The organism is Xanthomonas sp. LF06-19, from assembly GCF_034105425.1.
Taxonomy (GTDB): Bacteria; Pseudomonadota; Gammaproteobacteria; order Xanthomonadales; family Xanthomonadaceae; genus Xanthomonas_A; species Xanthomonas_A sontii.
Genome location: NZ_JAXGGH010000001.1, coordinates 750,196 through 765,047, shown reverse-complemented (window position 1 = coordinate 765,047; position 14,852 = coordinate 750,196). Strand labels below are relative to the sequence as shown.

The 14,852-nt window shown below is 70.2% G+C and carries 12 protein-coding genes and 1 riboswitch; all 12 genes read left to right on the top strand.

Annotated features, from left to right (window positions below):
- Nucleotides 1-3 precede the first annotated feature (3 nt).
- The 12 genes from SLW55_RS03470 to kdpB all read left to right on the top strand — a co-directional run bounded on the left by SLW55_RS03470 (nt 4) and on the right by kdpB (nt 14,782).
- Nucleotides 4-486 (top strand): GNAT family N-acetyltransferase, encoded by a 483-nt coding sequence (locus SLW55_RS03470; protein ID WP_267086338.1) that lies wholly within the window; start codon nt 4-6, stop codon nt 484-486.
- Nucleotides 483-1,616, top strand: a complete 1,134-nt coding sequence (ribD, locus tag SLW55_RS03465) for a bifunctional diaminohydroxyphosphoribosylaminopyrimidine deaminase/5-amino-6-(5-phosphoribosylamino)uracil reductase RibD (RefSeq protein ID WP_295965417.1) — start codon at nt 483-485, stop codon at nt 1,614-1,616. The genes SLW55_RS03470 and ribD overlap by 4 nt, the downstream gene beginning before the upstream one ends.
- A 140-nt stretch (nt 1,617-1,756) precedes the next feature.
- Nucleotides 1,757-1,920, top strand: a riboswitch (FMN riboswitch).
- Nucleotides 1,921-1,999: 79 nt separating this feature from the next.
- The gene (locus SLW55_RS03460) at nt 2,000-2,599 is read left to right on the top strand and encodes a riboflavin synthase (protein WP_152239567.1); all 600 of its coding nucleotides are present in this window, start codon (nt 2,000-2,002) and stop codon (nt 2,597-2,599) included.
- 115 nt (nt 2,600-2,714) lie between these two features.
- Nucleotides 2,715-3,848, top strand: coding sequence for a 3,4-dihydroxy-2-butanone-4-phosphate synthase (ribB, locus tag SLW55_RS03455; RefSeq protein ID WP_295912895.1), 1,134 nt, complete (start codon nt 2,715-2,717; stop codon nt 3,846-3,848).
- A 102-nt stretch (nt 3,849-3,950) separates the two neighbouring features.
- Nucleotides 3,951-4,418: a 6,7-dimethyl-8-ribityllumazine synthase gene (ribH, locus tag SLW55_RS03450; RefSeq protein WP_017910047.1), complete on the top strand. Its 468-nt coding sequence runs from the start codon at nt 3,951-3,953 to the stop codon at nt 4,416-4,418.
- Nucleotides 4,415-4,885 carry a transcription antitermination factor NusB gene (gene nusB, locus SLW55_RS03445; RefSeq protein WP_152239566.1) on the top strand — a complete coding sequence of 157 codons (471 nt, stop codon included), beginning with the start codon at nt 4,415-4,417 and terminating at the stop codon, nt 4,883-4,885. Before ribH ends, nusB begins: the two co-directional genes overlap by 4 nt.
- A 132-nt stretch (nt 4,886-5,017) precedes the next feature.
- Entirely contained in the window at nt 5,018-5,992 is a 975-nt protein-coding gene (gene thiL / locus SLW55_RS03440) for a thiamine-phosphate kinase (RefSeq protein ID WP_267099974.1), read from the top strand.
- Between the two features lie 233 nt (nt 5,993-6,225).
- Nucleotides 6,226-7,797 (top strand): CocE/NonD family hydrolase, encoded by a 1,572-nt coding sequence (locus tag SLW55_RS03435; protein ID WP_267100049.1) that lies wholly within the window; start codon nt 6,226-6,228, stop codon nt 7,795-7,797.
- 1,276 nt (nt 7,798-9,073) lie between these two features.
- Nucleotides 9,074-10,582, top strand: coding sequence for an outer membrane beta-barrel protein (locus tag SLW55_RS03430; RefSeq protein WP_320744573.1), 1,509 nt, complete (start codon nt 9,074-9,076; stop codon nt 10,580-10,582).
- 292 nt (nt 10,583-10,874) lie between these two features.
- Complete coding sequence (locus SLW55_RS03425; protein ID WP_010341961.1) at nt 10,875-10,967, top strand: potassium-transporting ATPase subunit F; 93 nt, start codon at nt 10,875-10,877, stop codon at nt 10,965-10,967.
- Between the two features lie 16 nt (nt 10,968-10,983).
- Complete coding sequence (gene kdpA, locus SLW55_RS03420) at nt 10,984-12,702, top strand: potassium-transporting ATPase subunit KdpA (RefSeq protein WP_295965420.1); 1,719 nt, start codon at nt 10,984-10,986, stop codon at nt 12,700-12,702.
- A 10-nt stretch (nt 12,703-12,712) separates the two neighbouring features.
- Entirely contained in the window at nt 12,713-14,782 is a 2,070-nt protein-coding gene (kdpB, locus tag SLW55_RS03415; protein WP_043090518.1) for a potassium-transporting ATPase subunit KdpB, read from the top strand.
- Nucleotides 14,783-14,852: the final 70 nt, after the last annotated feature.

The following is a 14,852-nucleotide window of genomic DNA, read 5'->3' as shown; positions in this document are numbered from 1 at the left end:
CGCATGCGCATCGTCTGTCTGGCCGAGGCCGCGCAGCACATTCCCGCGCTGGCGCAGGAGCATCTGCAGGCGTTCGGCCCGCTGCTGCCGGAGTGGAACGTGGTGGAGGCCGAGGCCGACCTGCGCAGCCACCGCGACGAACGCCGCATCCCCACCAGCTGGATCGCCCTGGACGGCGAGGACTGGCTGGGGTCGGTGAGCCTGCTGCAGAACGACGACGCGCGCATCCGCCAGTTCTCGCCGTGGCTGGCGACGCTGTACGTGCGGCCGCAGGCACGCGGTGCCGGCGTCGGCGCCGCCCTGGTCGCGCACTGCGTGCAGGCCGCCGCGCGCTTCGGCGTGCAGTGGCTGTACCTGTACTGCGAGCCGGTGCTGGTGCCGTTCTACGAGCGCCTGGGCTGGCAGCGCCATGCCGACCTGCCGCTGGGGCTGCTGCAGATCGTGGTGATGCGCCGCGACGTCAGTGCTGCTACCGCATCCGCATGAGCACCGACGTCGTCTCCGACTTCTCCGCCGACGACCATCGTTGGATGGCGCAGGCCCTGCGCCTGGCCGAGCGCGGCGCCTACACCACGCGGCCCAATCCGATGGTCGGCTGCGTAATCGTGCGCGACGGTGTCGTGGTGGGCGAGGGCTTCCACCAGCGCGCCGGCGGGCCGCACGCCGAGGTGTTAGCGCTGCGCGCCGCCGGCGAACGCGCCCGTGGCGCCACCGCCTACGTGACCCTGGAGCCGTGCGCGCACTACGGCCGCACCCCGCCGTGCGCGCTGGCGCTGATCGAGGCCGGCGTGGCGCGGGTGGTGGCGGCGATGGCCGACCCGTTCCCGCAAGTCAACGGCGGCGGCTTCGCGCTGCTGCGAGAGGCTGGCATCGCGGTGCAGGCAGGCCTGATGGACGCGCAGGCACGCGCGCTCAACCGCGGTTTCCTGTCGCGGGTGGAGCGCGGCCGACCGTGGTTGCGGATCAAGCTCGGCGCCAGCCTGGACGGACGCACCGCCCTGGCCAGCGGCGAATCGAAATGGATCACCGGCGCGGCGGCGCGCCAGGACGTGCAGCACTGGCGCGCCCGCGCCGGCGCCATCCTTACCGGCGCCGGCACCGTGCTGGCCGACGACCCGGCACTGACCGTGCGCCTGGAGGCGGCGACCGAAGTGGAGCCGCCGCTGCGCGTGGTGCTGGACGCGCGACTGCGCAGCCTGGCGCAGGCCAAGGTCCGCGACGGCAGCGCGCCGACCCTGTACCTGCATGCGCCGGACTGCGTGCCGCCGGCGCTGGATCATGCCGCGTTCGCCGCGGTGCCGCTGCACGACGGCCGCTGCGACCTGCACGCGGCGCTGCGCCTGCTCGGCGAGCGCGGCATCAACGAGGTCCAGGTCGAGGCCGGGGCGACGCTGAGCGGTGCACTGCTGCGCGCCGGCCTGGTCGACGAGGTGCTGGTGTACATGGCGCCGCTCCTATTGGGCGATACCGCGCGTTCGCTACTGGCCGGGCTCGGCATCGAGACCATGGCGCAGCGCGTACCGCTGCAATTGCAGGACGTGCGCCAGCTCGGCGACGACCTGCGCCTGCTGCTGCGGCCGGCGATCGCCGCCAGCGCGGGGGCGGCCTCGCCCTGAGCGATCGCCGGTGATGCGCGTCGCCGCGCGCAAGGTTGCCGTGCGCACCGCGACGCTTTGTCCCACCGGTGGCGCGCTGTACCGGGCGGCCGCTGCGGCCGCGCCTGCTAGAATGCCCGAGCCGGTTCGCCGGCGACCACAAACGTCTTCAGGGCGGGGTGCGATTCCCCACCGGCGGTAGGTGCGTTCGCGCACGAGCCCGCGAGCGCTTCCCGGCGCAGGCGCGACGCGCCGAATCGGGAAGGTCAGCAGATCCGGTGCGATGCCGGAGCCGACGGTATAGTCCGGATGAAAGAAGACGGCCTTCGCGCAGCCTTGCGGCTGTGCGCGTGCCTGTTTGCCTTGTGGCGTTTTTCGCTCACCCCATTGCGAGAAACGTAGCTATGTTCACCGGAATCATCGAAGGCGTTGGCCATCTCGCCGCACGCCAGCCGCAGGGCGGCGATCTCCGCTTCACCTTCGCCACCGGCAGCCTGCCGTTCGCCGACGTGCGCCTGGGCGAGAGCATCGCGGTCAATGGCGTGTGCCTGACCGTGATCGCCTTCGACGCGGCGGCGTTCCAGGCCGACGCCTCCACCGAGACCCTGGCGCTGACCACGCTCGGCCGCCTGGCCGAGGGCGCGATACTGAACCTGGAGCGGGCGATGCGCCCCAGCGACCGCCTCGGCGGGCACCTGGTCAGCGGCCATGTCGACGGCCTCGGCGAGGTGCTGTCGATTCACGACGATGCGCGCGCGCAGCGCTGGCGTTTCGCCGCGCCGGCGCCGCTGCTGCGCTACATCGCCAAGAAGGGCTCGATCTGCGTGGACGGGGTCAGCCTCACCGTCAATGAAGTCGACGCCGAAGGCTTCGAGGTCGCGCTGATTCCGCACACCGTGGCGCACACCGCGTTCGCGCAGACCGCCGTCGGCGCGGCGGTGAACCTGGAGATCGACCTGGTCGCGCGCTACGTCGAACGCCTGTTGCAGGGCCGCCAGGACTGATCCTGGCCGCGTCCGGCCTTCTGCCTCTCCGCCACGCTGCGCCGCTGCCTGCGGCGCGCGCGGCACCTTCCGTCTTTCCGCGAGTCCCCGCATGTCGCCTTCCGTTACCCCGAGCCTGAATTTCGCCTCCGTTCCCGAGCTGCTGGAAGAACTCCGTGCCGGCCGCATGGTGGTCATCGTCGACGACGAGGACCGCGAGAACGAGGGCGACCTGATCATGGCCGCCGAGCTGGTCAAGCCCTCGGACATCAATTTCATGGTCACGCACGCGCGCGGCCTGGTGTGCCTGTCGCTGACCCGCGAGCGCTGCGCGCAACTGGGCCTGGCGCCGATGGTCCAGCGCAACACCGCGCAGTTCCATACCAACTTCACCGTCAGCATCGAGGCCGCCGAGGGCGTGACCACGGGCATCTCCGCCTACGACCGCGCCCACACCGTGCGTACCGCGGTCAAGCCCGACGCCAAGCCGCACGACCTCAGCCAACCCGGCCACATTTTCCCGCTGATCGCCCAGCCGGGCGGGGTGCTGACCCGTGCCGGCCACACCGAGGCCGCCAGCGACCTGCCGATGCTGGCGGGGCTGGAGCCGGCCGGCGTGCTGGTGGAAGTGCTCAATCCCGACGGCAGCATGGCGCGGCGTCCGCAGCTGGAAGCGTTCGCCCGCACCCACGGGCTGAAGATGGGCTCGATCGCCGACCTGATCGCCTACCGCCTGGCCACCGAGCACACCGTCGAACGCATCGACGAGCGGCCGATCGAGACCGAGTTCGGCGGCTTCACCCTGGTCACCTACCGCGACCGCATCGCCCACGACCTGCACTTCGCGCTGGTCCGCGGCACCCCGGATGCCGAGACGCCGACCCTGGTACGGGTGCAGGTGGAAAACCCGCTGGCCGACCTGCTGCACTGGCGCCGCGACGATTTCGGGGTGGCCGCCAGCGACGCCCTGCGCGCGATCGCCGCCGCCGAGCGCGGGGTGATGGTGGTGCTGTCGGCGCCGCGCGACAGCGAGGCGCTGCTGGCGCGGCTGCGCGCGCAGCCCGAGGCGGCGCACGGCAAGGACGTGGGCCAGTGGCGGCGCAACGGCGCCGGCAGCCAGATCCTGGCCGACCTGGGCCTGGGCAAGCTGCGCGTGCTCGGCACCCCGCGCCGGCAGATCGGCCTGGCCGGGTTCGGGCTGGAGGTGGTGGAGCATGTGGAGGTGGGGCAGGGATTGGGGAATCGGGATTCGGGATTGGGTAAAGCCTGATTCGGGTGCCGGATCGGCGCTGGGCGAGCGACTGTTCTCCCTCGCTCGGGCCGCGGCCTCCCTGCCTGTTAAACTCTCCCACCCCCTAAAGCTGCCACCGCCATGTCCCACTACGAAGGCGACCTCCGCACTCCCGAGTCGGCGCGTTTCGCGATCATCGCCAGCCGCTGGAACGCCCGCATCACCGACGTGCTGGTCGCCGGTGCGCGGCAGAGCCTGGCCGGCAACGGCATCGCCGATGACGCGGTGGACGTGATCCGGGTGCCGGGCGCGTGGGAGTTGCCGCTGGTCGCCGCCCGCCTGGCCGCGGCCGGCAAGCATGCCGCGATCATCGCGCTGGGTTGCGTGATCCGCGGCGACACCCGCCACTACGAACACGTGGCCGACGGCTGCGCCGAGGGCCTGCTGCGGGTGTCGCTGGACTTCCGCATCCCGGTGCTCAACGGCGTGCTCGCGGTGGAGCAGGTCGAGGATGCCGAGGCGCGCGCCGGCGGCAGCCATGGCAACAAGGGCGAGGAAGCGGCGCTGAGCGCGCTGGAGATGGTCAACCTGCTGGAGCTGCTGCCGTGAACAAACCCGCTGGCCACAAGCACCACTCACGCCGCGACGGCGTGGATCCGGTCCTGCGTTCGCGCGCGCGCCGGCGTGCGCTGCAGGCGATCTACGCCTGGCAGATCTCCGGCGGCAACGCCCAGCACGTGATCGCGCAGTTCGCGCACGAGCAGGCGCACGAGATCGCCGACCTGGTGTACTTCGAGAACCTGGTCGAAGGCGTGCTCAAGCACCGCGCCGAACTGGACGCAGCGCTGGTCGGCTACCTGGACCGCACGGTCGAGGAAGTGGACGCGATCGAGCGCGCGGTGCTGCGCCTGGCCGCCTACGAACTGCTGCACCGCATGGACGTGCCGTACCGCGTGGTGATCAACGAAGCCATCGAGACCGCCAAGCGCTTCGGCTCTGAACACGGCCACACCTACGTCAACGGCGTCCTGGACCGCGCCGCGCTGGAATGGCGCGCGGTGGAGTCGGGGGGCTGAGGGGCTGGGAATGGGGAAAAGGGAATGGGGAATGGCAAAAGCAACTGCCGTCCCCTCCGAGATCGCCGGCGCGCCGGTTGTTGCTCCTGCTTTTCCCATTCCCGACTCCCCATTCCCGATTCCCAGCCCCCCATGCCCGAATTCGATCTGATCGAGCGCCTGCGTGCGCGCAGCCGGGCGCGGGACGACCTGCCGCTGGGCATCGGTGACGATGCGGCCTTGCTGCTGCCGCCGCCGGGGGAGTTGCTGGCGATCACCACCGATACGCTCAACGCCGGAGTGCATTTCCCGGCCGAGACCGCGGCCGCCGACATCGGCTGGAAGACGCTGGCGGTGAATCTGTCCGACCTGGCGGCGATGGGCGCGCAGCCGCGCTGGTGCACGCTGTCGCTGTCGTTGCCGCAGGTCGACATGGCCTGGGTCGATGCGTTCGCCGAGGGCTTCTTCGCCCTGGCCGATGCGCACGGCATCGGCCTGGCCGGCGGCGACACCACGCGCGGGCCGCTGGCCTTGTCGGTCACCGCGATCGGCAGCGTGCCGGCGACGATGGCGCTGCGCCGCGATGCCGCGCAGCCGGGCGACGAGGTCTGGGTGACCGGCCAGCCGGGCGAGGCGGCCGCGGCGCTGGCGCTGTGGCAGGCCGGGCGCCTCGACGTGACCGCGCCCGCCGCCGATCCCGTGCACGAACGCCTGCGCCAACGCCTGCTGCGGCCGACGCCGCGGGTGCAGGTGGGCCTGCGCCTGCGTGGCCTGGCGCGGGCCTGCGTGGACGTCTCCGACGGTCTGCTGGCCGACCTGGAGCACATCTGCGCGCGCAGCGGCGTCGGCGCCGAACTGGAGCTGGCCGCGCTGCCGGCGGTCGCCGCCCCGGCCGACGCGGACCCTGCGCAGGTGCACGCCTGGCAGCTGGGCGGTGGCGACGACTACGAACTGTGCTTCACCGCCGACCCGGCGCAGCGCGCGGCGATCGGGCAGGCGCTGCAGGCGGTCGGGGTCACGGCGACGCCGATCGGGCGCATCGTCGCCGGCAATGGCATCGCGGTGCGCGATGCCGACGGCCAGCGGTGGCAGCCGCCGCGCAGCGGCTACCAGCACTTTTTGAGCTGAGCCGCGTGGCCTGAGCGTGTGCCGGCCACCGGCCGCGGCGCCAGCACGTTTGGGCCGCCCGCCAAGGTCCTTCCATACTGTGCCGCACTGCGGCGTGAATATCGCCCGTACCCGGTGGTACGGTCCGCCTGCCCGGCCCCGTGTCGAGCCCTTGTCATCGTTCTGGCAGTACCGTTCCGGCAGCCGGCCATCCCGGTCCGGCGCCGCTTGGGAGGCAGTCCATGCGCATGTCCGTGTCACGTCGCATCGCCCTTGGCGCGATGTTGCTGGTGTTCTCCGCCGCCGCGGCTGCGGCCGGCTTCTCCAAGCAGTACCAGAGCATTTCCAGTTTCGATGGCACCAAGCTCGGCGCGCTCGTCCTGGTGCCGCAAGGGCAGGGCCCGGGGCCATTCCCGCTGGTGGTGATGCCGGCCAGCTGGTCGCTGCCCAACCTGGAATACGTGGGCCGCGCCAGCGAACTGGCCAACGACGGCTACGTGGTGGTCAGCTACACCTCGCGCGGCTTCTGGGATTCGCAGGGGCTGATCGACATCGCCGGGGCACCGACGGTGGAGGACGTCAGCGCAGTGATCGACTGGGCGCTGGCCAACACCCCGGCCGACGCCAAGGCGATCGGTGTCTCGGGTATCTCCTACGGCGCCGGCACCAGCCTGCTCGCCGCCGCGCGCGACCCGCGGATCAAGGCGGTGGCCGCGCTCAGCGGCTGGGCCGATCTGCAAGCCTCGCTGTACGCCAACAGCACCGTGAGCCAACAGGGCGTGGGACTGCTGGTTGCCGCCGGGGTCGCCACCGGCCGGCCCGGTCCGGACCTGGCGCGGATCACCGCGCACGTGGCGGTGGGCGACTACGACGGCGCGGTGCAGGGCTTCCTGCCCAAGGCGGCCGAACGCGGGGTGATCAACGAGGTGCAGGCGCTCAACCGCAACGGCCCGGCGGTGCTGATGGCCAATGCGTTCAACGACGGCCTGTTCCCGCCGAACCAGTACATCAACCTGTACAACCGGCTCAGCGTGCCCAAGCATCTGATGTTCAGCCAGGGCGACCACGCCACCGCCGAACTGCCGGGCGCGCTGGGCCTGCCGAACCAGGTGTATACCGAGGCCACGCGCTGGTTCGACCGCTACCTGAAAGGCCGCGACAACGGCGTGGACCGTGAAGCGCCGGTGCAGCTGTCGACCCTCGGCGGCACCTGGCTCAGTTATGCCGACTGGAACAGCGTACAGGCCGGCGCCACCCGCTACGGCCTGACCGGCCCCAGCGGCCTGTTGTTGCCGACCGGGTCGCTGACCAGCGGCAACAGCAGCGGCTGGAACTACCGCATCGCCACCGGCGTGCCGACCTTGGCCGATTCCGGCGTGGTGATGGTGAGCGGCCTGCTGCAGGGTCTCGGCCAGCCGGTGACCACCTCGATCCCGCTGGTCAGCCGCGCCGGCGCCGCGGTGTGGAGCGGCCCGGTGCTGTCCAGCGACAAGCGCCTGGCCGGCGCGCCCTCGTTGCGGCTGACGGTGACCCCGAGCCAGTCCAACGTGTCGTTGTTCGCTTATCTGTACAGCATGGACGGCACGGGTTCGGCGCAATTGCTGAGCCATGTGCCGTACACCCTGCGCAACGCGACCCCGGGCACACCGGTGACGCTCGACCTGGCGCTGCAGGCGACCGCGGTCGAGATCCCGGCCGGCCGCCGCCTGGTGCTGGTGGTGGACACCACCGATCCGCGCTACACCTCGGCCAGCCGCTTCGGCGGCACCGTGAGCTTCAGCTCGCCGACGGCGACGCCGTCTTTCTTGAGTGTGCCGTTGCACTGAGGTAGCTTGGCTTTTCCCTTCTCCCGTCGGGAGAAGGTGCCCCGCAGGGGCGGATGAGGGTAGGGCTGAGCATCGTGCAGTTGGATCAGCGCAGCGCTTCGCTTGCCGGACCCTCACCCCAACCCCTCTCCCGGCGGGAGAGGGGCTTTGGCCTCTCCCTTCTCCCACCGGGAGAAGGTGCCCCGCAGGGGCGGATGAGGGTACGGGCGCAGCCTCGTGTAGTTGGATCAGCGCAGCGCTTCGCGCGCCGGACCCTCACCCCAACCCCTCTCCCGATGGGAGAGGGGCTTTGAGCTTCTCCCTTCTCCCACCGGGAGAAGGTGCCCCACAGGGGCGGATGAGGGTACGGGCGCAGCCTCGTACAGCTGGATCAGCGCAGCGCTTCGCGCGTCGGACCCTCACCCCAACCCCTCTCCCGATGGGAGAGGGGCTTTGGGCTTTTCCCTTCTCCCACCGGGAGAAGGTGCCCCGCAGGGGCGGATGAGGGTACGGGCGCAGCCTCGTGTAGTTGGATCAACGCAGCGCTTCGCTTGCCGGACCCTCACCCCAACCCCTCTCCCGATGGGAGAGGGGCTTTGGCTTCTCCCTTCTCCCATCGGGAGAAGGTGCCCCGCAGGGGCGGATGAGGGTACGGGCGAAGCCTCGTGCAGTTGGATCAGCGCAGCGCTTCGCGCGTCGGACCCTCACCCCAACCCCTCTCCCGGCGGGAGAGGGGCTTTGGCTTCTCCCTTCTCCCACCGGGAGAAGGTGCCCCGCAGGGGCGGATGAGGGTACGGCACCACGCATCGCCACATAGCGCGCACACCACGCCAGCACAGCACACGAATTTACGCAGCTTTTATTCGAACCCGCCGGCGCTTTGCAACGAAGATATCCGGCGATTCCTATACTTTCCGCGCTGACGACGGGATGCTTGCGTGGAATCGATGGCTGCAATCTTGAGCGTGTCGCAGGCCGCACTGATCGCCTGCAGGCGCCGCGTGCCGCAGACGCAACGGCGTGCCGTCCGCGTCCGCGTGGCGGCCATGCCATGTGCGCCGCGACGCCACCATGGCTGCCGCAGCGCGCTGCAGCATCCGCCGCCACACGGCCGCGCGCGTTCACTGCACGCGCGTTGACGACATAACGCCGCCACCACCGCGGCGCTGCATTCCAACTCCCTCCCCGCGATGCGCTACCCGGCGCATCGCCTGCGATGGCGCGTGCGCGTGAGGCGGCGCGCCGTCGTTGCCCCCTCCACCCAACGAAGGACGGCTCGTTGCGAGCCGACGTCGCGATGTCCATGAAGCTCCATCCCCTGTTCCTGTCCCTGGCCTTGCTGTGCGCCGGCGATGCCGCCGCCGTGGGCCTGGCTGCGCCTTTGTCGGAGGCGATGCCGGCGTCGGAGCCCGCCCCCGTGCCGCCGGCACGCAGCGCCGACTGTTCCAATGGCTTCTTCTCGCGCCTGGCCTCCGCCTATCGCGAGGATGCGCAACCGGCCGATCCCGATGCGCCGACGCCGGCGCGCCGCGGTCTGGCGGCGCCGTTCTCCTCGCCGCCGTTTCCGTCGGCCGAATGGCAGCTCGGCGCGGTCGACTACCCGGTCGGCGTGCCCAACGAGAACGCACAGTACCCGGTCGAGAAGGCGCTAGCCTGCACGCGCGTGGGGCAGTGGATGCAGCGCAATCGCATCGAGCTGTACGGCTGGATCAATCCCTCGCTCAACGCCAGCACGTCCTCGCGCAGCAACTACCCGCTGTCCTACTCCACGCGGCCCAATCGCGGCGAGTTCAACCAGGCGCTGATCCGCCTGCAGCGCGTGCCGGACACGGTGCAGACCGACCATGTCGACTGGGGCTTCCACCTCGACGACCTGTACGGCTACGACTATCACTACACCACGATGAAGGGCGTCACCAGCGACCAGTTGCTGCACCACCCGCAGCCCAACAGCGCGCTCAACGGCAAGATCTATGGCAACGATCCGATGATCGCGCACGTGGACCTGTACCTGCCGTCGGTGGCGCAGGGCATGCTGGTCACGGTCGGCCGCTACCTGTCGCTACCGGACATCGAGGCGCAGTTCTCGCCGAACAATTACCTGCTGACCCATTCGATCCTTTATACGGTCGATGCCTATACCAACATGGGCATCCTCACCACCACCAAGCTCAACGACCAGTGGACGCTGCAGCTCGGCGTGCACGGCGGCGACGATTCGGCGATCTGGGACGCGACCAGCCGCCTGAGCGCGCAGGCCTGCCTGCGCTGGGTCTCCAAGAGCAACGACGACATGCTGTATCCGTGCGTGGAGTCGTACAACAACGCCGCGCAGACCTACAACAACCTGCAGGAATTCGTGCTCACCTGGGGCCACCGCTTCTCGCCGAAGGTGCACATGCTCACCGAGGCCTACCACATCTACGTGCGCGACCAGGCGCTGGCCACCGATCCGTCGCAGTCGCACGCGCCGACCGGGCGCCCGGGCTATGCGCTGGGCGAGGCGCCGGACTTCCCGCTGGGGCGCAGCACTGCCGACGCCATCGTCAACTACGTCAACATCCAGCTCGGCGCGTCGGACATGCTGGCGATCCGCAACGAGTTCGTGAACGACCACGACGGCCAGCGCACCGGTTTCGCCACGCGCTACTCCAGCCACACCATCGGCCTCACCCACTGGGTGTCGCAGGACCTGGAGATCCGCCCGGAGCTGCGCTACGAGCATGCCTACGATTTCCCCGCCTACGACGGCGGGCGCCGCAACCATCAGGCGACGGCGCTGATCGACGCGATCCTGCATTACTGAGGTCGTCGCGCGCTGCCGTGCAGGCGGCGGCGCGGCGCCGGCAGACGTGGCGCACGCGCCTGCGTCGCGCGGTTTTACGCAGAATTTATGCGTGCCGCGCGCCTTCGCCACGGAGAGTTTATGGCGGCGGCTTCGATAATGCCGGCCTGGGCCAGAAGGCCTGTCCGACCCGGCGTGCGTGGCCATGTTGCGCTTCCCTTCTGCCTCCGTGCGCATGCCGCGTCCGGCGGTGTTCCCACACGATTGCGGCCTGCCCTGCGGCGGGCCGTCCCTTTGTTTCGGAGTTGAGACCATGAGCGGTTGGCTTTCGTTCGTTTGCGGCGTGGCGGTGATCGTCGCGGCCGGTTACCTGCTGTACGTGATCCTGCGCCCCGAAGATTTCTGAGCCGAGTGCCACTTCCATGATCGATACATTGCTTGTCTATGCGCTCGCGCTGCTGCTGGGATGGCCGCTGGGCCTGTACCTGGCCAAGGTGATGCGCGGGGCGCCGATGCGCGGCGACGCGCTGTTCGGCTGGATCGAACGCCCGCTGTACCGCCTGCTCGGCACGGACCCGGCGCGCGGCATGCACTGGCGCGCCTATGCCGGCGCGTTCCTGGCCAGCAACCTGGTACTGGGCGTGCTGGTGTTCGTGCTGTTCGTGACCCAGGCCTGGCTGCCGTTCAATCCGGATGCGGTGCCCAACATGCGCTGGGACGTGGCCTTGCACACCATGGTGTCGTTCCTGACCAACACCAATCAGCAGCACTACTCGGGCCAGGCGCAGCTGTCGTACCTGTCGCAGGCGGTGGGCGTGGTCGGCCTGCAGTTCATCACCCCGATGATGGGCCTGGCGCTGGTCGCGGCGACGCTGCGCGGCCTGTTCGGTGGGCGTGGCCAGGATGCGGCGCGCAAGGCGGCCGCGAGTGGCGGCGAGACGGCGCAGGAGGTCGATCTCGGCAACTACTGGGCCGACGTGATCCGTCCCACCCTGCGCTTCCTGCTGCCGCTGTGCCTGCTGTGGACGCTGCTGCTGACCCAGCAGGGTGTGCCTTCGACGCTGGCGGCCGGTCCGGTCGCCACGCCGCTGGACGCCAGCGCCGGCCAGCAGACGCAGAAGATCCCGCTCGGCCCGGTCGCGGCGATGGTGGCGATCAAGCAGCTCGGCACCAACGGCGGCGGCTGGTACGGCCCCAACAGCGCGATGGCGCTGGAAAATCCCACGCCGTTCTCCAACCTGCTGGAGATGTTGGGCATCGTGCTGATCCCGGTGGCGGTGGCGTTCATGGTCGGCCCGTTCACCGGGCGCCGCAAGTTCACCGCGCTGGTGTTCGGCAGCATGCTGGTGATGTCGCTGGCGTCCACCGCGGTGTCGCTGTGGGCCGAAGGCCACGCGCCCGGCAGTGCCGCGCTGATGGAAGGCAAGGAGGTGCGCTTCGGCGTCGATGCCTCGGCGGCCTGGTCGTCGCTGACCACGCAGACCTCCAACGGCTCGGTCAACGCCATGCACGATTCGCTGGCGCCGCTGACCGGTGGCGTGGCGATGGTCAACATGCTGATCAACGCGATCTGGGGCGGCATCGGTTGCGGCCTGCAGCAGTTCCTGGTGTACCTGCTGCTGAGCGTGTTCCTGGCCGGCCTGATGACCGGGCGCACCCCGGAACTGTTCGGGCGCAAGATCGAGGCGCCGGAAGTGCGCCTGCTGGCGCTGCTGATCCTGTTGCAGCCGCTGGTGCTGCTCGGCTTCACCGCGATCACCCTTGCCCTGCCGGCCTCGATCTCGGCGGCTTCCAATCCCGGCTTCCACGGCATCAGCCAGGTGTTCTACGAGTACACCTCGGCGTTCGCCAACAACGGCTCCGGTTTCGAGGGGCTGGGCGACGGCATTCCATGGTGGAACCTGAGCTGCACCGTGGTGCTGCTGCTGGGCCGCTATCCGGCGCTGATCGTGCCGCTGATCGTGGCCGCGCAACTGGCGCGCAAGCGGGTGGCGCCGGAAACCGGCGGCAGCCTGCAGGTGGAAACCCCGACCTTCGCGCTGACCCTGATCGCGGTCATCGCGATCCTGACCGTTCTGCAATTCACGCCGGCTTTGGTGTTGGGACCGATCGCCGATCACCTGACCCTGGCCGCGCACTGAGACGACGACGATGAGCACCCCGCTTCCTTCTACATCCGTGGCTTCTTCGCCGGCGCGCCGGCCTGGGCTGTTCGATGCCGCGGCGCTGCGCGCGGCCTTGCGCGACAGCGTGCTGAAGCTGTCGCCGCGGCACCTGCTGGGCAGCCCGGTGATGGCCGTGGTGTTCGCCGGCACGCTGCTGTCGGCGCTGATCACCGTGTCCGGCCAGGGCCCGGCCGGCTTCGGCTGGGCGGTGACCGCGATCCTGCTGGTCACCGTGCTGTTCGGCAACTTCGCCGAGGCGGTGGCCGAGGCCCGCGGCCGCGGCCAGGCTGCGTCGCTGCGGCGCGCACGCAAGGACCTGGTGGCGCGCCGGGTCGCCAGTGTGCGGCTGGACGGCGAGACCAGCGTACCTGCCGCCGAACTGCGCCCGGGCGACCTGGTGGTGGTGTCGGCTGGCGAGCTGATCCCGGCCGATGGCGAGATCGTGCACGGCCTGGCCACCATCAACGAGGCCGCAGTCACCGGCGAATCGGCACCGGTGCTGCGCGAGGCCGGCACCGACCGCTCCGGCGTCATCGGCGGCACCAAGGTGCTGTCCGACGAGATCCTGGTGAAGGTCACCGCCGAGCCGGGCCACAGCTTCCTGGACCGGATGATCGCGCTGGTGGAAGGCGCCAACCGGCAGAAGACGCCGAACGAGATCGCGCTGACCATGCTGCTGGCGGCGATGACCCTGACCTTCCTGATCGTGGTCGCCTCGCTGCCGGCGATCGCCGGCTTCGTCGGCGTGCACGTGGATCCGCTGCTGCTGATCGCGCTGCTGGTGTGCCTGATCCCGACCACCATCGGCGGGTTGCTGCCGGCGATCGGCATCGCCGGCATGAACCGCGCGCTGTCGGCCAACGTGCTGGCCAAGTCGGGCAAGGCGGTGGAAGTGGCCGGCGACGTCGACGTGCTGCTGCTGGACAAGACCGGCACCATCACCCACGGCGACCGCCAGGCCACCGTGTTCCATGCGCTCAGTGGCGTGGACGTGGCGCAGCTGCGCGAGGCGGCGATGCTGTCGTCGCTGGCCGACCCGACCCCGGAAGGCAAGTCGATCGTGCGCCTGGCGCGCGAACAGGGCCTGCCGCCGGCCGATCCGGCGGGCGCCGAGTTCGTCGCCTTCACCGCGCAGACGCGCATGTCCGGTGTCGATCTGCCGGCCAACGGCATGCAGCCGCCGCGTTCGATCCGCAAGGGCGCCGCCGATGCGTTGATCCGCCACGTCACCGCGCTGGGCGGGCAGGTGCCGGCGGAACTGAAGAGCCGCGTCGAGCAGGTCGCGCGCAGCGGCGCCACGCCGCTGGTGGTGGCCGAGGGCCGGCACGTGCTGGGCGTGGTCGAGCTGTCGGACGTGGTCAAGCACGGCGTGCGCGAGAAGTTCGCGCGGCTGCGCGCGATGGGCGTCAAGACGGTGATGATCACCGGCGACAACCCGCTCACCGCCGCGGCCATCGCCGCCGAGGCCGGCGTCGACGACTACATCGCCGAGGCCACGCCCGAGGACAAGCTGGCGCGCATCCGCCAGGAGCAGGCCGGCGGACGCCTGGTGGCGATGGTCGGCGACGGCACCAACGACGCGCCGGCGCTGGCCCAGGCCGACGTCGGCCTGGCGATGAACTCCGGCACCCAGGCGGCCAAGGAGGCCGGCAACATGGTCGACCTGGATTCGGATCCGGCCAAGCTGCTGGCGGTGGTGGAAGTGGGCAAGCAGCAGCTGATCACCCGCGGCGCACTGACCACCTTCTCGCTGGCCAACGACGTGTCCAAGTACTTCGCGATCCTGCCGGCGCTGTTCGCCGCCTCGATCCCGCAGATGGCCGCGCTGAACGTGATGCGCCTGTCCAGCCCGACCAACGCGGTGCTGGCGGCGTTGATCTTCAATGCGCTGGTGATCCCGGCGCTGATCCCGCTGGCGCTGCGTGGCGTGCGCTTCACCCCGTCCTCGGCGACCTCGCTGCTGCGCCGGAACATGCTGATCTACGGCGTGGGCGGCGTGCTGCTGCCGTTCGTCGGGATCAAGGCCATCGATCTGCTGCTGGTGGCGCTGGGCTGACCCCAGCGCCGATTCTCACGCTCCTTCGGAATTACCTCCATGACCGTGTCTTCCGTTTCCCTTCGCGAAC